Origin of the sequence: Methylobacterium nodulans ORS 2060 (assembly GCF_000022085.1) — a bacterium.
Taxonomy (GTDB): domain Bacteria; phylum Pseudomonadota; class Alphaproteobacteria; order Rhizobiales; family Beijerinckiaceae; genus Methylobacterium; species Methylobacterium nodulans.
Genome location: NC_011894.1, coordinates 514,200 through 532,146 on the forward strand (window position 1 = coordinate 514,200; position 17,947 = coordinate 532,146).

The window sequence follows — 17,947 nt, forward strand, 5'->3', positions numbered from 1 at the left end:
GGAACGGCCGGCACCCTCGTGTAGACGAGTCCGACAGCCGCACGAGGTCCGTAAAGCCGTGGTCGTCCTCAACCGCATCTACACCCGCACCGGCGATACCGGCACCACCGCGCTGGCGAGCGGCGAGCGCCGCTCCAAGGCGGATCTGCGCATCGAGACCTACGGCACCGTCGACGAGACCAATGCCTGCGTGGGCCTCGCCCGCCAGCACAGCACCGGCGATCTCGACGCGATGCTCTCGCGCATCCAGAATGATCTCTTCGACCTCGGCGCCGACCTCGCCACGCCCGAGAGCGACACCCCGCCCGCCTACGAGCCCCTGCGCATCGTGCCGGAGCAGGTCGAGCGGGTGGAGCGGGAGATCGACGCGCTCAATGCCGGCCTCCAGCCGCTGCGCTCCTTCGTGCTGCCCGGCGGGACCGCGGCGGCGGCGGCACTCCACCTCGCCCGCACGGTCTGCCGCCGGGCCGAGCGGCTGGCCGTGGCACTCGCCGCGACCCCCGGCGAGCGGGTCTCGCCGGTGGCGATCCAGTACCTCAACCGCCTGTCCGACTTCCTGTTCGTCGCCTCCCGGGTCGCCAATGACGGCGGGGCCAAGGACGTGCTCTGGGTGCCCGGCAAGAACCGGGGGTGAGGCGCCGGGCCGGCATGTGGCCGCTCTCTCGGACCTGCCATACCGAATTTTCGAAACGATTCTCCCGCGGCGCCCGCCGGCGGACGGCACCCCGGCCTTACTCCGCGTTGACATTTCCGAAAATCGGCCGTTACGGTCCGCCACCTTGCTCCCTTGAGGGATGGTCGGCACTTAAGGCGCGACGCGCGCGCGACCGCCCGATCGTCCCGGTCCGGAAGGATGCGACGATCATGAAGGTTCTGGTGCCCGTGAAGCGGGTGGTCGACTACAACGTGAAGATCCGGGTGAAGCCGGACGGCTCGGGCGTCGACCTCGCCAACGTCAAGATGGCCATGAACCCCTTCGACGAGATCGCCGTCGAGGAGGCCATCCGGCTGAAAGAGAAAGCCAAGGTCAGCGAGATCGTCGCCGTCTCGATCGGGCCGCAACAGGCCCAGGAGACGCTGCGCACCGCGCTCGCCATGGGTGCCGATCGCGGCATCCTGGTCAGGACCGACGCCCCCGTCGAGCCGCTCGCCGTCGCCAAGCTCCTCCGGGCCCTGGTCGACAAGGAGCAGCCCCAGCTCGTCATCCTCGGCAAGCAGGCCATCGACGACGATGCCAACCAGACCGGCCAGATGCTCGCCGCCCTGCTCGGCTGGCCGCAAGGCACCTTCGCCTACCGGATCGAGCTCGGCGAGGGCAGCCTCGAGGTCACCCGCGAGATCGACGGCGGCCTGCAGACGCTGACGCTGGCGCTGCCGGCGATCGTCACCACGGATCTGCGCCTCAACGAGCCGCGCTACGCCAGCCTGCCCAACATCATGAAGGCCAAGAAGAAGCCCCTCGACACCCTCGAGCCGGCGGCGCTCGGGGTCGATGTCGCGCCGCGGCTGAAGGTGCTCAAGACTGTCGAGCCGGGCGGCCGCCAGGCCGGGGTCAAGGTCGCCTCGGCGGCCGAACTCGTCAGCAAGCTGAAGGGCGAGGCCGGCGTCCTCTGACGCGCCTCCCGATCGAGAGGAAACACGGAAGATGGCCACCCTGCTTCTCGTCGAGCACGCCCACGGCGCGCCCAAGGACGGTTCCCTGAAGGCGCTCACCGCCGCCCGGCAGCTCGGCGCCCCGGTCCACGCCCTGGTGACCGGCGCCGGCAGCCGGCCGGCGGCCGAGGCCACCGCCCGGCTTGAGGGTGTCGAAAAAGTGCTGCTGGCCGAGAACGCCGCCTTCGACCACCTGCTGGCCGAGCCGACCGCGGCGCTGCTTGCCGAGCTGGCGGCGGGCTACGACGCGGTGATCGCGGCGGCGAGCACCGAGGGCAAGAACGTGCTGCCGCGCGTCGCCGCGCTGCTCGACGTGGCGCAGGTCTCGGACATCACCAAGGTGGTGGCGCCCGACACCTTCGAGCGGCCGATCTATGCCGGCAACGCGATCCAGACCGTGCAGGTGAGCGAGCCGAAAAAGGTGATCACGGTGCGCACCGCCGCCTTCAAGGCGGCCGAGGCGGGCGGCGCGCCAGCCCCGATCGAGGCGGCGGCAGCGGCAGTGGCGCCGGAGGTGAAGTCGGCGTTCAAGGGCGAGGAGATCGCCCAGTCGGACCGGCCGGAGCTGGCCTCGGCCCGGATCGTGGTGTCGGGCGGGCGCTCGCTGGGCTCGGCGGAGAAGTTCAGGGAGCTGATCGAGCCGCTGGCGGATGCGCTGGGGGCGGCGGTGGGGGCCTCGCGGGCGGCGGTGGATGCGGGCTACGCGCCGAATGACTGGCAGGTGGGCCAGACCGGCAAGGTGGTGGCGCCGGATCTCTACGTGGCGGTGGGGATCTCGGGGGCGATCCAGCATCTGGCGGGGATGAAGGATTCCAAGGTGATCGTGGCGATCAACAAGGACGAGGAGGCGCCGATCTTTCAGGTGGCGGATTACGGCCTGGTCGGCGACCTGTTCCAGATCGTGCCCGAGCTCCAGCAGGAGATCGCCAAGGCCAAGGGCTGAGGCGTTTGCCCGCGCGGAATGCGGGGGCTGCCCCGCGCGGCGACGACGATGCGGGGCCGCCTGTCGTCTTAACGAGACGGCGCGGCCCCGCGTGGCATGTTAGAATGTGAAGACGGAGGGGCCCCGCTGCCGGTTGGGTCCTGTCGGGGCGGTGCGGGGCGAAACGGCGATGGGCATCGAGATCAAGACTGTCGGGATCATCGGGGCCGGCCAGATGGGCAGCGGCATCGCGCATGTCTGCGCCGTCTCGGGCCTCGACGTGCGCCTCAACGACCGGGATCCGGAGCGCCTCAAGAACGGGCTGGCGACGGTGAACGGCAACCTGCAGCGTCAGGTCGCCAAGGGCACCATCACGGAGGAGGCGCGCCGGGCCGCGATCGAGCGGATCCAGCCGGTCGAGAGCTTCGACGAGTTCACCCCCTGCGACCTCGTCATCGAGGCGGCGACTGAGGACGAGGCGATCAAGCGCAACATCTTCTCGGCGCTGTGCCCTTCGCTGCGGCCCGAGACGATGGTGGCGACCAACACCTCGTCGATCTCGATCACGCGGCTGGCCGCCTCGACCGACCGGCCCGAGCGCTTCATCGGCATCCACTTCATGAATCCGGTGCCGGTGATGCAGCTCGTCGAGCTGATCAGGGGCATCGCCACGGAGGACCCGACCTTCGAGTCGGCCCGGACCTTCGTGAACAGGCTCGGCAAGACGGTGACGGTGTCCGAGGATTTCCCGGCCTTCATCGTCAACCGCATCCTGCTGCCGATGATCAACGAGGCGATCTATACGCTCTACGAGGGCGTCGGCTCGGTGGATTCCATCGACACGGCGATGCGTCTCGGCGCCAACCATCCGATGGGGCCGCTGCAGCTCGCCGACTTCATCGGCCTCGACACCTGCCTGTCGATCATGCAGGTGCTCTACGAGGGCCTGGCGGATTCGAAGTACCGCCCCTGCCCGCTCCTGGTGAAATACGTCGAGGCCGGGTGGCTCGGCCGCAAGTCGAAGCGCGGCTTCTACGATTATCGCGGGCCCGAGCCGGTCCCGACCCGCTGACGGGGCAGGTCATTCCGCGCGAAGGGCCCCTCTCCGGCGGGAGAGGGGCCCTTCGCGTTTCGCCTCACCGCGGGTTGGTCGAACCGGTCGTGGTGGGCTGGGACGGCTGCGGATAGGCCGGGTTGCCGGCCGGCACGTGGCTGCTCGGGTTGGTCACGTTGCCCTTGCCGCCGGCCGAGCCGGTGATCTGGGCGCGCGAGGCGTCCTGGCTCTGGCTGGCATAGTCCTTGGGCGAGTTCGCACCATTCCAGGTCAGGAGCGCCACGGCCGCGATCACCAGGAGCGCGAGGCTGCCGAGGAGCACGTAGAGGACGGGCTTGCCCTTGGTGCCCTGGCGGGCTTCGGTCGTCGTCTCGACCCGACGGTCGTCGATGGCCATGGGGATCTCTCCGGGGCTGTGGGTGGGGCCACCATTCGGCGGCGTTCTGCCCGGGCAACGGCCGCCGGGCAGCCACGGTTCCGCGGAGAGGCCGGGCCTATCGACCGGTGGTCAGCATGATCTTGCCGAGATGCGCACTCGATTCCATGAGCGCATGGGCCTCCCGCGCCTGCTCCAGCGGGAAGGTGGCGTGGATCACGGCCTTGAGCGCTCCGGATTCCAGGAGCGGCCAGACCTCCCGGCGCAGCCCCTCCGCGATGGCCGCCTTCTGGGCGGTGGTGCGGGGGCGCAGGGTCGAGCCCGTGAAGGTCAGGCGCTTCACCATGATCGGGGTCATGTTGAAGGACTCGACCTTGAAGCCCTGCAGGAACGCGATGACGACGAGGCGGCCCTCCAGCGCCAGGGACTTCAGGTTGCGCTCCAGATAGGAGGCCCCGACCATGTCGAGGATCACGTCGACGCCCTTGCCGTCCGTGAGGCGCTTCACCTCCTCGGCGAAGTCGGTCTCCCGGTAGTTGATCGCCACGTCCGCGCCCATCCGCTCGCAGAAGGCGCATTTGTCCGCCGAGCCGGCCGTGGCGTAGACGGTCGCGCCGAAATGCTTGGCGAGCTGGATCGCCGTGTAGCCGATGCCGCTCGACCCGCCATGGACGAGGAAGCGCTCGCCCTTCTGCAGGCGCCCGCGCTCGAACACGTTGGTCCAGACCGTGTAGTAGTTCTCCGGCAGGCCCGCGGCTTCGATCAGCGAGAGCGGGCCGGGCTTCGGCAGGCACAGCGGCGCCTCGGCGAGGCAGAACTCGGCGTAGCCGCCGCTGATGACGAGGGCGCAGACCTCGTCGCCCACGGCGAGGCCGGTCACCCCCTCGCCGAGAGCCGCGATGCGGCCCGCAACCTCGAGCCCCGGGACGTCGGTGGCACCGGGCGGCGGCGGATACTTGCCGGCGCGCTGCTGGCAATCCGGGCGGTTCACGCCCGCCGCCACGACCTCGATCAGCACCTGACCCGGCCCGGGCTTCGGCACCGGCGCGGTCTCGATGCCGATCACCTCCGGCCCGCCGGCCCCGTTGAAGCGGACCTGGCGCATGGTGTCGGGAAGGGCGGGCATGGGGCGGCTCCTCGCGGTTGTTTGGCCCCTACCTGACACGTTGGCGCGGCTTGGCAAGATCCCGGGCCAAGATCCCCGGCCATGCGCGGGGCCGGACGGCGGCGCGAGCGGTCAGCGCGTCCCGTACATCCGGTCGCCGGCATCCCCGAGCCCGGGGATGATGTAGCCGTGCTCGTCGAGGTGGCTGTCGATGGCGGCGGTCCAGACCGGCACGTCGGGATGCGCGCCCCGGAACTTCGCCAGGCCCTCCGGCGCGGCGATCAGGCAGACGATGCGCAGGTCGCGGGCGCCGCGCTCCTTCAGCCGGTCCACCGCCGCAATGGCCGAATTGGCGGTAGCGAGCATCGGGTCGAGGACCAGCACCGTACGGTCGGCGAGATCGGACGGCGCCTTGAAGTAGTACTCGACGGCCTGGAGCGAGTCCGGATCGCGGTAGAGGCCCACATGGGCGACGCGGGCCGAGGGCACGAGAGAGAGCATGCCGTCGAGGAAGCCGATGCCGGCGCGCAGGATCGGTGCCAGAACGAGCTTCTTGCCGGCAATCTGCACCCCCTGCATGGTCACGAGGGGCGTCTCGACCTCGATCGGCTCCAGCGGCAGGTCGCGCGTCACCTCGTAGGCGAGCAGCGTGCCGATCTCGTTCAGCAGCTGGCGGAAGCCCTTGGTCGAGCGCGCCTTGTCCCGCATCAGCGTCAGCTTGTGCTGCACCAGCGGATGGGAGACGACCGTGACCGGCGCGGCTCCCGTCGTCTCCCGCGTGCTCGCACCCTGCATCTGATCCCCCTCAAGCGTGGCTATGTCCGAGTGTAGCCGGGTCCCCCGGCTTTAGAACACCGTGCCGTCGCTCGCGATGGCGAGCGGCGGCGTCCCGTCCGGCCGCAGGGCCCGGGCGAGCCGCCGGCCCGTCGCCCAGGTCCCGCCCTCCAGCACCTTGGCAAGCGGCAGGTCGGCCGGGTCGCCGATCCCGAGGCGCTCGCGCACGAGCGGCGCCAGCCGGTCGAGGAGCGCCACCGTCAGGGCGCGCCACTCGACCACGAGCTCGGACTCGACCGGATGCGCCCGCGACGCCTCTTCGGGCCGCTTGAGCGTCAGCACGCCGGTGTCGAGGAAGAGGCCGCCATTGCGGTATTCCGGCAGGCCCGTGAGCGCGTCGAGGCCGGTCACGGTCAGGCCCGCCTCCTCCAGAGGCTCCAGCAGCGAGTAGGCGAGCCACTGCGACAGCTTGTGGAACGGCACGAGCCCCGCCGTCTCCCCCTCCCCTCCGGCGCGGGAATGGCGCCAGGTGTCGCCGAGATCGACCCCGTCGAGGGTGATGCGGCCGGGCCAGATCGGGCCGAGATGGGCGAGGAGCGCGGAGAGGATCGCGGTCGCGGGCAGCGCGCCGTCCGTCGCCCGTGCGGCGAGGCGGTCGTAGAGCCCGCCCGGGCGCGCCTCGGGACCGAACCCGTCCGGATCCGCGGCGACGACCTGACCCAGCCGGTTGAGCAGCGCGGTGCGCCCCTCCAGGCCGACGAGCGGGTTCGTCGGCGTGACCTGGAAGCCCTGGGCGAGATCGGCGACGGTCAGGCTCGCGAGCGCCCGCGCATCGACCCGGAAGGGATCCTCCGGCGCCTCCGAGAACAGACCGGAGATGAAGAGGTCGAAGCTCGCCACCGCGAGCCCTTCCGAGCGCGCATAGGTCTCGCCCGTGCGGCCCTCCTCGTAGCGCCAGGTCGGGCCGGCGCCCGCATCAAGCAGCACGCTGACGATCACGAGGTCGAAGGCCGCCCGCGCCCGCGCGGCCACGTCCTCCCAGGACGCCGCCTGCAGGAGGCTGCCCCAGCGGTCGAAGCCGCCGACGGAGAAGTGCCGCCAGCGGGCGTGATAGGGGATGTCGAGGTCCGGATAGGCGGCGCGGATGGTCTCGACCACCGCGTCCGCGCAAGGACCGAGTCTGTCCGGATGAACGGCGAAGTGCTCGAGGCCCCCGTCGAGGCCGAGGGCGAGCAGACCCTCGGCCCGCGCGCGCACCGCCTCCGGGGTGAGGAGCCAGCGGGCGTCCTGAACGGACGGGGTTTCATTTCTGTCCTGCGGCACGCTCACGACGGTCCCTTTCCTAAGCCGACGCTTCCGGAAACCTCACCCTTCCTCGATCGAAACTGACCGTCATGGAGGCTGCCTCGCTCCTCATGCTGAGATGGCCGGCGGCAGCCGGCCCTCGAAGCACCCCTGACCGCTGGTCCTCAGTCTCCGGTGGATGAGAGCACCGGTCAGGCGTGCTTCGAGGCTGCTACGCAGCACCTCAGCATGAGGGCCGGTCCGGCCTCCACAACCGTCGGTTTCGATCGCGGAGCAGCCCGTCTGCCAGACCGATCCTCCCGCATCAGAACCGGTCGAGATCCCGCCCCTTCACCGTGTCGAGGGCGGCGGCATCGGGCGCCTCGCCGGGCGTGTAGTAGCCCGCCGCCTTCTTGGCCTCGATCTCGACCGCGGCGTCGGGCGGGATCAGTTCCGGCGGGATCGGCACCCGCTCGCCGACCTCGATGCCCGACCCGGTGATCGCGTCGTACTTCATGTTGGACATCGACATCAGCCGGTCGATGCGGCGGATGCCGAGCCAGTGCAGCACGTCGGGCATGAGCTGCTGGAAGCGCGCGTCCTGCACGCCCGCCACGCATTCGGTGCGCTCGAAATAGGTGGCGGCGGAATCGCCCCCTTCCTGCCGCTTGCGCGCATTGTAGACGAGGAACTTCGTCACCTCGCCGAGGGCCCGCCCCTCCTTGCGGTTGTAGACGATCACGCCGACGCCGCCCCCTTGCGCCTCGCGCACGCATTCCTCGATGCCGTGCGTGAGATAGGGCCGACAGGTGCAGATGTCCGAGCCGAACACGTCCGAGCCGTTGCACTCGTCGTGCACCCGGCAGGCGATGCGGGTACCGGGCTCGGCGATCCGCGCGGCGTCGCCCATGATGTAGACCGTGCAGCCGCCGATCGGCGGCAGGAAGACCTGCATGTCGGGCCGGGTGACGAGTTCCGGGAACATGCCGCCCGTCTGCTCGAACAGGGTGCGGCGGAGCGCCGTCTCGGTGGTGCCGAAGCGCGCAGCCACGCCCGGCAGGTACCAGACCGGGTCGATCGCGATCTTGGTGACCGCAATGTCGCCGCTCGCGTGCAGGATGCTGCCATCGGGTGCGAGGCGATGGGCACCGATCGCCGCCAGGATCTCGGGCAGGCCGAGCCGGGCCTTGGTGACCGCGATGGTCGGACGGATGTCGGTGCCGGTGGCGATCTCGCGGGCGAAGATCTCGCCCGGCAGGTGACCCCAGGGATCGAGCGAGACGATCCGGTCGGGCTCCGCCCATTGCGGGTGCGGACCGATCGGCACCACCGGATGCGTGTTGGTGAGGTCGGGCCGCGCCAGGGGATTGAGGGCGCGGCCGGCGATCGCGAGCGCCCGGTAGAGCGAATAAGCGCCGCCATTCGCCCCGATCACGTTGCGGTCGGCCGGGTTGGTGACCGTACCGATGACGGGCCCGCGCTCGCGCGGGTCGGCCGCGCCCCAGCGGATCGGCCAGCGGGCGGCGCGCGGCTCGGGATGCGAGGTGAGCCGGATATGCGTCGAGCGGTTGGATGTGGTCATGCGGTCCCGCCTCATCCTGAACGGCGAAGGCTCCCCGCGCTGTCCGCCCGGGGAGCCTCGTTGGCTTGACCTCGATGACGATGGCCGAATCCGGCCGAACCGTCAAGATTCGAGGAGATCTTTGAGAGCGTCAGTAGTTCGAGCCGGCGCGGCGCTTGGCCATGAAGGCGTCGAACTGCTCGCGGTCGCGGGCGCGCTTCAGCTCTTCGACGAATTCCGCGAAGGCGCGGCTCTCCTCTTCGAGGCGGCGGCGCTCTTCCTCCAGGCGCTCCAGCTCGCGCTGGCGATACTCCTCGAAGGCCCAGTTGCCGGTGCCCGGCCGGAAGGCCCCGGCGCCGCCAAATCCGCCGCGGAAGGCGCGCTCGGCGAAGGATTTCAGTTCGTCGAAGGCCGGATATCCCATGAGCTTCCACACCACGTAGGCGACCGCGAGCGGCCAGACATAGATGAAACCGAGGACGATCGCGCCGATCTCCAGGGAGCGGCGCGGGAACGGACCGGCGCCGCGGCAGGCGCGGCCGTTCGACCAGGGGGCGGAAGAGAAGGTCACGTCGTGTCTCCCGGGGAGATGTGAATGTGAACGACATTTACATGCGGGGGCGCCCGAAGGGTTTCAAGGGCGGGACGGACGAGAATCGTAAGCGGGATTCGGGCACGTGCTCGTTTCCGAAACGGCACAGAAAACCCCCTCTCCCGAACGGGAGAGGGGGTTTTCTGTGCCGTACGGCCCCGTGCGGCAGCGCACACGGATCCGATCGGCTCGCGGCACTCAAGGGCATGGGATGCGCGTTCGCATCGCCCGGAACGGAGACGCACCAATGATCACGCTCTACCAGCACGGCCGCCCCCTCCCCGTCGCCCCGGTCGCGGCGCGCCTGCGGGAGGTCGCCGCGACCATCGCCGGCTGGGCGGCGCTGCTGCCGCTCGCCCTGCTGATGCGGGAATCCCCCCGCGCCGTGCTGGCGACGATCCCGGGCGGGCGGGCCCAGGCCGATCTCGGCTTCGGGCTTGGGCGCCTCAGCCGCTGAAGACCGAGGTGAGCTGCTGCCCGCCGCGGTTGATCGTCACCTCCCAGGCCGAGAGGGCGCCGCGGGTGATGCGGTCGAGATCCCTGGTGGTGGTGACCGGAACCCCGTTCACCGCGACGATCACGTCGCCCTTCTGGAGGCCGACGCGGTGGGCGATGCTGCCGCCATCGACGTCGGCGATCACCACGCCATCGGCCGGCAGATCGAGCTGAAGCTCCTCGGCCACCGCCGGCGAGAGGTTGATCGCCGTGGCGCCGAGGAAGGGGGAGCGCGTGCGGATCTTGAGCGTGTCGCGCGGCCGCGTCTCCGGCGCGGGGGCGAGGCGGACCGGCACGGTGATCCGGTTCGATCCGCGCAGCACCGCGAGCTTCGTCTCGCCGCTGATCCCCTTGAGGGCGAAGCGGTAGCCGAAGGCTTCGGGATCGTCGACGGGCCGGTCGTCGACGCTCAGGATCACGTCGCCGCGCTTGAGGCCGGCTTCCTCGGCCGGGCTCTTGGCAACCATGCTGGCGACCAGCACGCCGGTCGGATGATCGAGGCCCACGCTGTCGGCGATGTCCGGCGTGACGTTCTGGAGCCGCGCGCCGAGCCAGGGCCGGCGCACGAGGCGCCCGCCGCCCTTGGCGGTCTCGACCACCGCCTTGACCATGCTGGCCGGGATCGCGAAGCCGATGCCGTGGCTGCCGCCCGACTGCGAGAAGATCGCCGTGTTGATGCCGACGAGCTGCCCGTTGAGGTCGACGAGGGCGCCGCCCGAATTGCCCGGGTTGATGGCCGCGTCGGTCTGGATGAAGAACTGGTAATCCGCCGAGCCGACCTGCGTGCGCGCGAGCGCCGAGACGATGCCCTGCGTCACCGTCTGGCCGACGCCGAACGGGTTGCCGATGGCGAGCACGAAATCGCCGACCTGAAGCCCCTCGGAATCCCCGAATTCCATGGCGGAGAGCCCGCCCGGGGCCTTGATGCGCAGCACCGCGAGGTCGGTGCGGGGGTCGCGCAAAACAATCTCCGCCGGGAATTCCCGCCGGTCGCTCAGCGCCACCTTCACCTCGTTCATGTTCTCGATGACGTGGTTGTTGGTGACGATGAGGCCCGCGGCATCGACGATCACGCCCGAGCCGAGGGAGCGCTGCGCCCGCTCCTGGGTGCCGCCCGGCCCGGTCTCGCCGAAGAAGCGGCGCAGGAACTCATCCATCGCGTTGCGGTTGGCCGAGCGCCTCTCGACATGCGCGCCGTAGACGTTGACGACGGAGGGCGCGGCCCTGCGCACGAGGGGCGCGAAGGAGAGCTGCACCTGCCCGCGGCTCTCCGGCAGGGCGCGCGTCGGGGGAGCAGGGTCGGCCACGGCGGCGGCGGGGCCGAGGGCGAGCGCGGCGACCAGGGCAAGGCGCGTCGGAAGGCGCATCGGGCAGGGCTCCGGACAAGATCAGGGACGTGCCGGCCAAGAGATCCCGAGCCGGCGAATCGTCCTCTCTCCCCTATACAGGACTGCGCTGAAAAGATGGCGCCGTGGCCGTCGCGCCGAGCGGCGCCGGCCGGCCGATCATGGTGGCGTAGAGCCGGGCCGCGCCTTCCGCATGCGCCGCGAGGGTCAGGGGCGCGGCCCAGTAGCGCGCATGCGCCGCCAGCCCCATGCGCCGCGCGAGGGCGTCGTCGGCGAGGTCATGAAAGATGCGGGCCAAAAGATGGGCCTCCGGCGCGGTGACGAAGCCCGTCTCCCCCGGCACGATCCGCGCGGCCGCCCCCGCCCGGTTCGAGGCGATGGCCGGAATGCCGCAGGCGAGCGCCTCGTAGACGGTGAGCGGTCCCGTCTCCAGCCAGCGGGAGGGGGCGACGACCGCCCGCGCCCGGGCCCGCAGCAGCGCCTCCACGGCGGCGGGCTCGCGCCAGCCCAGCACCTCGACGCCCGGCATCGCAGCGAGTTTTTCGGCGAGCGGCCCGTCGCCGATGAAGAGGGCAGGCAGGCCGGCCATCCGGGCCGCCTCCGCGACGAGGTCCGCCCCCTTCTCCCGGGTGAAGCGGCCGACGAAGACGACCGCATCGCCGCGCGCCGGATCCGCGGGGGCACGGCGCTCCACCCGCACCGGATTGTCGATCCGGTGATGGCGAAAACCGCTTCCCGGCAGCATCGGCTCCAGCCGCGCCCGGCTCGCATCCGAGACATGCACGAGGTCGATCGCCCGATCGCCAAAACCCCGCATCAGACCAATCCGGGTCGCGGCCGCGCGCGCCACGCGCACCAGCTTGTGGGCGCGCGATTGCGGATCGCAGGGAGAAGCGAGGCATCGGGCGCCGAGGGGAGCGAGGCTGCAGGGCTCGGCCCGGTCGAAGCGGTAATAGACACCGTTCGGGCAGACCAGGAAGTAGTCGTGCAGCGTGACAGCGACGGGCAGGCGGCATCCCGCCAGCACCGGCAGCACCGCGGGCGAGAGGCTGCGGGTCCAGTTGTGGAGATGGAGGCAGTCGGGGCGCAGCTCCGCGAGCGCCGCGCGAAGGCGCCTTGCGGCCAGCCGGTTCCAGATGCCGTCGCGCGCGCCGCGCCAGGCCGGCTCGTCCCACACATCCGTCAGCCCGAGGCCGATGCGCCGGATGCCCGGGTGATCGAGCATCGGGTCGGCGGGCCCGTCCACGCCATGCAGGAAGCTCACCGCCACGCCCGCCTCGGCGAGCCCACGAGCGGATTCGATCGCGACCTTCTCGCCCCCGCCGCGCGGCAGGCAGAAATTCGTCAGGATGGCGACGTGCATGGGAAAAATCCCGCGCCCGCCCGGCGGGCGGTGTGGCGCGACTTTACCGGGGCTCAACTGCCGGCCCGTAAACAGGTCCTCCGGCGGAGCAGGTTTTTCATGGACGTCGTCCTCATTCTCGATCACGGCCACGTCAATGGCGGACAGGCGAAGGTCGCGATCGAATCCGCCCTCGGGCTTGCGGCGCGTGGCCACCGGGTGGATCTGCTCGCCGCGGTCGGGCCGGTGGATCCGCGGCTCGCTGCGGCCGGAATCGGCGTCACCTGCCTCGGCCAGCCCGACATCACGACCGCCACCTCGAAACTCGCCTTCGCGGGCCAGATGTTGTGGAACGGGCCGGCCGAGCGGGCGCTCGCGGGTCTGCTCGCCGGCCGCGACCCGCGCCACACCCTCGTCCACATGCATGCCTGGGCGAAGGCGCTCTCGCCGTCGATCTTCGCGGCGATCCGGCGGGCCGGGCTGCCCGCCCTCTACACGATGCACGAGTTCTTCCTCGTCTGCCCGAATGGCGGGCTCTACGACTACCGCCGGCACGAAATCTGCCATCGCAGGCCGCTCTCGGGCGCCTGCATGGCGGCGAATTGCGACATGCGCAGCTATCCCCGCAAGGCGATGCGGCTCGCCCGCCACCTGCTGCTGGAGCGTGTGGCGCGCTGGCCGGAGGGCATCCGGGACGTCGTGACGATCAGCGCCCTGCAGGAGGAGGTGGCCGGCCCCCTGCTGCCGCCGGGGGTGCGCCGCCACCGCATCGACAACCCGATTGCGGTCGAGGATGCGGGGCCGAAACCAGCGGGCGCGAGCGGGCCCATCACCTATGTGGGCCGCCTCTCCACCGAGAAGGGCGTGGTACTGCTGGCGGAGGCGGCGCGGCTTGCCGGCATCGCGCCGGTCTTCGTCGGCGACGGGCCGGAGGCCGAGACCCTGCGCCGGCTTTATCCCGAGGCGCGACTCCTCGGCTGGCGGGATGCGGCGGGCGTGCGGGACGCCTTGCGGGCCGCCTCCGCCCTGGTCTTCCCGTCGATCTGGTACGAGGGCCAGCCGCTGACGGTCTATGAGGCGCTGGCGCTCGGCACGCCGGTCGTCGTCAGCGATGCCTGCGCGGGCCGCGAGGCGGTAGCGGATGGCGAGACGGGCTACTGGTTTCCGTCGGGCGACGCCGCGGCCCTCGCCGAACGCCTCACCCGCCTCCGGGACCCGGCCACCGTCACGGCCCTCGGCGCCGAAGCCTACCGGCGCTACTGGGCGAAGCCCCTGACGCTGTCGGCCCATTGCGACCGGCTGGAGGAGGTCTACGGGCTCGTCCTGCGGCAAGGCTCGGCGGAGCCCGCGGCGGCGCGGGCCGGAGACCGGCCCCGGCTCGCCCCCGTCGGCTGACGCGATCGAGGATCGCCTTGCCCAATCTCTTCTCGCCAGCCCCCCTGTCCCGGGCGCATGCAGCGTCAGCGGAATGCGACCCGGGACCCAGCAGAAGACGTCGCGCAGCGACCGCATTGTCAGCGCCAGTGCTGGACTATTGAGCCGCTTCGCGGCACGTCCTTGTGCTGATGGTGTGGACGGCCCCCCACGGCATCAGTGTGTGCCAGAATGAGGTCGTCAGGATCTCATCCGAGGAGGCCGTCCATGAGCGAGATTATCCGCATTGGGCTGGATACGTCCAAGTCTGTTTTCCAGCTGCACGGGGTCGATGCGGCCGAGCGGCCGGTGCTGAAGCTGAAGCTGTCGCGCAGCAAGATGCTGGCCTTCTTCGCCCAGCAGCCGCCCTGCCTGGTGGCGCTGGAAGCCTGCGGGGCCTCGCATCACTGGGCCCGCACCCTGGCCGGGCTGGGCCACACGGTGCGCCTGATCGCGCCCCAGCACGTCAAGCCCTACGTGCCCGGCTCCAAGACCGACGCGGCCGATGCGGCGGGCCTGTGCGAGGCGGTCAGCCGGCCGCAGATGCGCTTCGTGCCGGTCAAGACCGCCGAGCAGCAGGCGGCGCTGATGCTCACGGGCCTGCGCGAGCAATGGCTCAAGCGGCGCACCCAGGTCAGCAACAGCCTGCGCGGGTATGCGGCCGAGTTCGGGCTGGCGGCGCCTCAGGGGCTGGCCCGTCTCGCGGAACTGGTCGCGCGCCTGGCCGAGGACCCGCGCGTGCCGGCTCTGGCCCGCCCGCTGTTTGCGGCGCTGTGGGCCGAGTACCAGGAGATCGAGGCCCGGGTGCAGGAGGCCGACCGCCAGCTCAAAGTGTGGCAGCGGGGCAACGCCAGCTGCCGGCGGCTGAGCGCCGTGCCGGGGATCGGTCCGGTGGGCGCGGCGCTGCTGGTGCTGAAGACGCCGGCCCCCCAGGCGTTCCGCAGCGGGCGGGACTTTGCGGCCTGGCTGGGGCTGACGCCCAAGGATCACGCGACCGCGGGCAAGCCGCGGCTGGGCGGGATCACGCGGGCGGGCGACGAGCAACTGCGCAGCGTGCTGGTGGCCGGCGCGATGGCGGTGCTGCGCCAGCTCAAGCCGGAGAGCGCGGGGCTGGCGGGCTGGCTGACGCGGCTGGTGGCGCGCAAGGCGCGGCGGCTGGTGGCGGTGGCGCTGGCCAACAAGCTGGCGCGGATCGCCTGGCGGCTGTTGGTGAGCGGGGCGAGCTACGACCCGGCCCGGGCCGGCCCGCCGATGGGAGGGGCGGAGCCGGCCCGGGCCTGACCGGGCCGGTGGCGCGATCAGGAGGGAACCGGGGGCCGGTGAGGCGCCCATGAGCTTGCAAGCGGGAGATGGTTGGTCAGCTCGGCTGTCGTGACATGCCTCACTCCGGGGGATCCAAGGGCCGTTCGAGGTCACTGTGCTGATTGGGCGGCGTGTCGCGCACCACCACCTGGGCCGCGGTCGGCAGAGCCGCACCCGAAGGCCGAACATATGGATGCAACGGCAGAGCCGGACCGGGATTGTCCGCTTGCGAGAACGGGCCGTCCACATATGGGTCCCGGATTTCCTTCCGCTATCGCTCCAGTCGTCCGGGAAAGGGGCGGAAAATCTCTGATCCGGTCTGCGAATGCGCGAGCGCGCGCACCTCCCCACCCGGGCAGGTGCCAGGCTTGCCCGCACACCTCACATTCCGGGAATCCGCTCAGGAGCCCCCGCGATGCCCGATCCCGCCTCTCCCCTTCTGGCCTTCTCACAGGACCTCGCCGGGCTCGTCGCCCGCACAGCGCCGAGCATCGTCGCGGTCCACTCCCACCGGCACCGCGCGAGCGGCTTCGCCTGGAAGTCCGGCCTCATCGTCACCGCCGACGAGGCGCTGGCCGAGGAGGGCGCGATCACCGTGCACACCGCCGACGGCGCAACCGTGGCGGCGACGCTCGCGGGCCGCGATCCCTCGACCGACATCGCGCTCCTGCGCATCGGGCGCTCCGACCTGCCGCCGGCTCCCCTCGATCCCGGGCCGGTGGCCGCCGGCAGCCTCGCCGTCGCGGTCGGCGCCGAGGAGGGCGCGCCGACGGTCGCGCTCGGCCTCGTCTCGCGCGCGGGCCCGGCCTGGCGCAGCCTGCGCGGTGGCGAGATCGACGCGCGGATCGAACTCGATCTGGCGCTGCGCCGCTCCGGCGAGGGCGGTCTCGCCCTCGACCCGGCCGGGCGCGCGATCGGCATGGTGGTGTTCGGACCGCGCCGCCGGGCCCTCGTGATCCCGGCCGCCACGATCGGCCGGGTCGCGCCCCATCTCGAATCCAGCGGCCGGATTCCCCTCGGCTATCTCGGCCTCGGCCTCCAGGCGGTGCGGCGCGAGGACGGCAGCACGGGCCTGATGGTGATGAGCGTCGAGCCCGGCGGCCCCGGCGCGCAGGCCGGCCTGCGCCAGGGTGACATGATCACCGCCTGGAACGGGCAGCCGATCCGGGGCCTCGGGATGCTCCAGGCGGCCCTCGGCCCGGGCAGCCCAGGCAGCACGGTGACGCTCGCTATCAGCCGCGGCGGCGCCCCGCTGGAGGTGGCCCTGACCATCGGCGAGAGGCCGTGAGCGATCCCATCGTCATCGCCCTCGAGGTGGCGGAGCCGGGCCTCGCGGACCGGCTGGTGGCGTTGCTCGCGGATGTGCCGGGCCTGCGCCTCGCGCGCCCGGGCGAGGCCGCGGACGCGGTCCTGACCCTGCCTCCCGGCAGCGCGGCGACGCCCGATGCCGGCCCCGATGTCGGCCTGACGCCCCGCGAGATCGAAGTGCTGAGCCTGCTCGCCGAGGGTGCCTCGAACAAGGCGATCGCCCGGCGCCTCGGCATCTCGGTCCACACGGCGAAATTCCATGTCGGCTCGCTCCTCGACAAGCTCGACGCGACCGGCCGCACCGATGCCGTCGCCCATGCGGCCCGGCGCGGTGTGATCCACCTGTGAGGTCTCCCGGCATGAAACCGCCTCGATGCCATCGGCACCCGCGACGCGCCTCACCTTGAGGAGCGTCGCGACCTCCCCGTTCGGCGATTCCCGCTTCGCAGAGATCCGCCATGCTGCATGATGCCTCCATCCCGGACGACGATCTGCGCGACGCGCCCCTCGACGCCTATTCCCGAACCGTCGCCGGCATCGTCGAGGCGGTCGGTCCGGCCGTGGTCAGGGTCGAGAGCCCTGGGCGCGGCCTCGGCTCGGGCGTCGTCATCGCGGGCGACGGGCTCGTGCTCACCAACAGCCACGTGGTCGCGGGCGGCCGCCGGGTCCGCCTCGCGCTGGCGGACGGCGCCGGCGCGGAGGCGACCGTCATCGGCGACGATCCCGACACAGACCTCGCGCTGCTGCGGGCGGACCTCCCCGCCGGGACGGCGGCCGCGCGGCTCGGCGAGTCCAAGCGCCTGCGCCGCGGCCACCTCGTCGTAGCCATCGGCAACCCGCTCGGCTTCGAATCGACCGTGACGGCGGGCGTCGTCTCGGCGCTCGGGCGGACCCTGCGCGCCCGCAGCGGCCGGCTGATCGACGACGTCATCCAGACCGATGCCGCGCTCAATCCCGGCAATTCGGGCGGGCCGCTCGTCGCCGCGTCGGGCGAGGTCGTGGGCATCGCCACGGCGATGATCGGCGGCGCGCAGGGCCTGTGCTTCGCGGTCTCCAGCAACACCGCGCGATTCGTCGTCGGCGAGTTCGTCGCGCACGGGCGAGTGCGGCGGGCCCATCTCGGCATCGTCGCCCAGACCCTGCCGCTACCCCGGCGGATCGCGGTCGCGGTCGGCGCTGGGCCGCAGGCGGTGCGGATCGGCGAGGTGGTGCCCGAGGGCCCCGCCGCCCGTGGCGGCCTCAAGGCCGGCGACGTGATCCTCGCCCTCGACGGCGCCCCGGTCGCGGGCGCCGACGACCTCGTGCGACTCCTCGGCGCGGGGCGGATCGGGCGCCCGGTCGCCGTCACGGTGCTGCGCGACGGCGCGGTGCGCGATCACGCCGTGGTTCCGAGCGAGCGCGGCCCGTGAGCGCGTTTCGC

18 protein-coding genes are annotated in these 17,947 nt (G+C 71.6%); 10 read left to right on the top strand and 8 right to left on the bottom strand.

Annotated elements, in window-relative coordinates; all coding sequences use genetic code 11:
• Nucleotides 1–58 precede the first annotated feature (58 nt).
• The 4 genes from MNOD_RS02255 to MNOD_RS02270 all read left to right on the top strand — a co-directional run bounded on the left by MNOD_RS02255 (nt 59) and on the right by MNOD_RS02270 (nt 3,647).
• Complete coding sequence (locus MNOD_RS02255; protein WP_015927212.1) at nt 59–634, top strand: cob(I)yrinic acid a,c-diamide adenosyltransferase; 576 nt, start codon at nt 59–61, stop codon at nt 632–634.
• Nucleotides 635–864: 230 nt separating this feature from the next.
• A complete protein-coding gene (locus tag MNOD_RS02260; RefSeq protein WP_015927213.1) occupies nt 865–1,614 on the top strand; it encodes an electron transfer flavoprotein subunit beta/FixA family protein in 750 nt (249 codons plus the stop codon).
• Between the two features lie 31 nt (nt 1,615–1,645).
• Nucleotides 1,646–2,596 (top strand): electron transfer flavoprotein subunit alpha/FixB family protein, encoded by a 951-nt coding sequence (locus MNOD_RS02265; RefSeq protein WP_015927214.1) that lies wholly within the window; start codon nt 1,646–1,648, stop codon nt 2,594–2,596.
• 169 nt (nt 2,597–2,765) lie between these two features.
• Nucleotides 2,766–3,647 carry a 3-hydroxybutyryl-CoA dehydrogenase gene (locus MNOD_RS02270; RefSeq protein WP_015927215.1) on the top strand — a complete coding sequence of 294 codons (882 nt, stop codon included), beginning with the start codon at nt 2,766–2,768 and terminating at the stop codon, nt 3,645–3,647.
• A 64-nt stretch (nt 3,648–3,711) separates the two neighbouring features.
• On the opposite strand, the gene MNOD_RS02275 is transcribed toward MNOD_RS02270, so the two are convergent.
• The 6 genes from MNOD_RS02275 to MNOD_RS02300 form a co-directional block, all read right to left on the bottom strand.
• A complete protein-coding gene (locus tag MNOD_RS02275) occupies nt 3,712–4,026 on the bottom strand; it encodes a hypothetical protein (protein WP_015927216.1) in 315 nt (104 codons plus the stop codon).
• A gap of 97 nt (nt 4,027–4,123) precedes the next feature.
• Nucleotides 4,124–5,131: an NAD(P)H-quinone oxidoreductase gene (locus MNOD_RS02280; RefSeq protein WP_015927217.1), complete on the bottom strand. Its 1,008-nt coding sequence runs from the start codon at nt 5,129–5,131 to the stop codon at nt 4,124–4,126.
• A gap of 111 nt (nt 5,132–5,242) precedes the next feature.
• Nucleotides 5,243–5,905: a uracil phosphoribosyltransferase gene (gene upp, locus MNOD_RS02285; RefSeq protein WP_015927218.1), complete on the bottom strand. Its 663-nt coding sequence runs from the start codon at nt 5,903–5,905 to the stop codon at nt 5,243–5,245.
• A gap of 51 nt (nt 5,906–5,956) precedes the next feature.
• A complete protein-coding gene (locus MNOD_RS02290) occupies nt 5,957–7,213 on the bottom strand; it encodes a URC4/urg3 family protein (RefSeq protein ID WP_015927219.1) in 1,257 nt (418 codons plus the stop codon).
• 280 nt (nt 7,214–7,493) lie between these two features.
• Complete coding sequence (locus tag MNOD_RS02295; RefSeq protein ID WP_015927220.1) at nt 7,494–8,750, bottom strand: GTP cyclohydrolase II; 1,257 nt, start codon at nt 8,748–8,750, stop codon at nt 7,494–7,496.
• Nucleotides 8,751–8,880: 130 nt separating this feature from the next.
• Nucleotides 8,881–9,300 (bottom strand): DUF2852 domain-containing protein, encoded by a 420-nt coding sequence (locus MNOD_RS02300; protein WP_015927221.1) that lies wholly within the window; start codon nt 9,298–9,300, stop codon nt 8,881–8,883.
• A gap of 268 nt (nt 9,301–9,568) precedes the next feature.
• On the opposite strand from MNOD_RS02300, the gene MNOD_RS02305 reads away from it, so the two are divergent.
• Complete coding sequence (locus tag MNOD_RS02305; protein WP_015927222.1) at nt 9,569–9,778, top strand: hypothetical protein; 210 nt, start codon at nt 9,569–9,571, stop codon at nt 9,776–9,778.
• On the opposite strand, the gene MNOD_RS02310 is transcribed toward MNOD_RS02305, so the two are convergent.
• Both MNOD_RS02310 and MNOD_RS02315 read right to left on the bottom strand, forming a co-directional pair.
• Entirely contained in the window at nt 9,768–11,183 is a 1,416-nt protein-coding gene (locus MNOD_RS02310; protein WP_015927223.1) for a DegQ family serine endoprotease, read from the bottom strand. The two genes, MNOD_RS02305 and MNOD_RS02310, sit on opposite strands and share 11 nt — an antisense overlap.
• A 73-nt stretch (nt 11,184–11,256) precedes the next feature.
• A complete protein-coding gene (locus MNOD_RS02315; protein ID WP_015927224.1) occupies nt 11,257–12,525 on the bottom strand; it encodes a glycosyltransferase family 4 protein in 1,269 nt (422 codons plus the stop codon).
• 99 nt (nt 12,526–12,624) lie between these two features.
• Here MNOD_RS02315 and MNOD_RS02320 point away from each other — a divergent pair, with 99 nt between their 5' ends.
• From MNOD_RS02320 to MNOD_RS02340, 5 genes are all read left to right on the top strand, one after another.
• Nucleotides 12,625–13,899: a glycosyltransferase family 4 protein gene (locus MNOD_RS02320; protein ID WP_015927225.1), complete on the top strand. Its 1,275-nt coding sequence runs from the start codon at nt 12,625–12,627 to the stop codon at nt 13,897–13,899.
• Between the two features lie 246 nt (nt 13,900–14,145).
• Complete coding sequence (locus MNOD_RS02325) at nt 14,146–15,198, top strand: IS110-like element ISMno16 family transposase (RefSeq protein ID WP_015926940.1); 1,053 nt, start codon at nt 14,146–14,148, stop codon at nt 15,196–15,198.
• A 436-nt stretch (nt 15,199–15,634) separates the two neighbouring features.
• A complete protein-coding gene (locus tag MNOD_RS02330) occupies nt 15,635–16,507 on the top strand; it encodes a S1C family serine protease (protein ID WP_015927226.1) in 873 nt (290 codons plus the stop codon).
• A complete protein-coding gene (locus MNOD_RS02335) occupies nt 16,504–16,875 on the top strand; it encodes a response regulator transcription factor (protein ID WP_015927227.1) in 372 nt (123 codons plus the stop codon). The genes MNOD_RS02330 and MNOD_RS02335 overlap by 4 nt, the downstream gene beginning before the upstream one ends.
• Before the next feature lie 110 nt (nt 16,876–16,985).
• Nucleotides 16,986–17,936, top strand: a complete 951-nt coding sequence (locus tag MNOD_RS02340; protein WP_015927228.1) for a S1C family serine protease — start codon at nt 16,986–16,988, stop codon at nt 17,934–17,936.
• Nucleotides 17,937–17,947: the final 11 nt, after the last annotated feature.

Coding starts and splice junctions, on each gene's coding strand:
- MNOD_RS02260 (WP_015927213.1), top strand. CDS start 865: ATGAAGGTTCTGGTGCCCGTGAAGCGGGTGGTCGACTACAACGTGAAG.
- MNOD_RS02265 (WP_015927214.1), top strand. CDS start 1,646: ATGGCCACCCTGCTTCTCGTCGAGCACGCCCACGGCGCGCCCAAGGAC.
- MNOD_RS02270 (WP_015927215.1), top strand. CDS start 2,766: ATGGGCATCGAGATCAAGACTGTCGGGATCATCGGGGCCGGCCAGATG.
- MNOD_RS02275 (WP_015927216.1), bottom strand. CDS start 4,026: ATGGCCATCGACGACCGTCGGGTCGAGACGACGACCGAAGCCCGCCAG.
- MNOD_RS02280 (WP_015927217.1), bottom strand. CDS start 5,131: ATGCCCGCCCTTCCCGACACCATGCGCCAGGTCCGCTTCAACGGGGCC.
- upp (WP_015927218.1), bottom strand. CDS start 5,905: ATGCAGGGTGCGAGCACGCGGGAGACGACGGGAGCCGCGCCGGTCACG.
- MNOD_RS02295 (WP_015927220.1), bottom strand. CDS start 8,750: ATGACCACATCCAACCGCTCGACGCATATCCGGCTCACCTCGCATCCC.
- MNOD_RS02305 (WP_015927222.1), top strand. CDS start 9,569: ATGATCACGCTCTACCAGCACGGCCGCCCCCTCCCCGTCGCCCCGGTC.
- MNOD_RS02310 (WP_015927223.1), bottom strand. CDS start 11,183: ATGCGCCTTCCGACGCGCCTTGCCCTGGTCGCCGCGCTCGCCCTCGGC.
- MNOD_RS02315 (WP_015927224.1), bottom strand. CDS start 12,525: ATGCACGTCGCCATCCTGACGAATTTCTGCCTGCCGCGCGGCGGGGGC.
- MNOD_RS02320 (WP_015927225.1), top strand. CDS start 12,625: ATGGACGTCGTCCTCATTCTCGATCACGGCCACGTCAATGGCGGACAG.
- MNOD_RS02325 (WP_015926940.1), top strand. CDS start 14,146: ATGAGCGAGATTATCCGCATTGGGCTGGATACGTCCAAGTCTGTTTTC.
- MNOD_RS02330 (WP_015927226.1), top strand. CDS start 15,635: ATGCCCGATCCCGCCTCTCCCCTTCTGGCCTTCTCACAGGACCTCGCC.
- MNOD_RS02340 (WP_015927228.1), top strand. CDS start 16,986: ATGCTGCATGATGCCTCCATCCCGGACGACGATCTGCGCGACGCGCCC.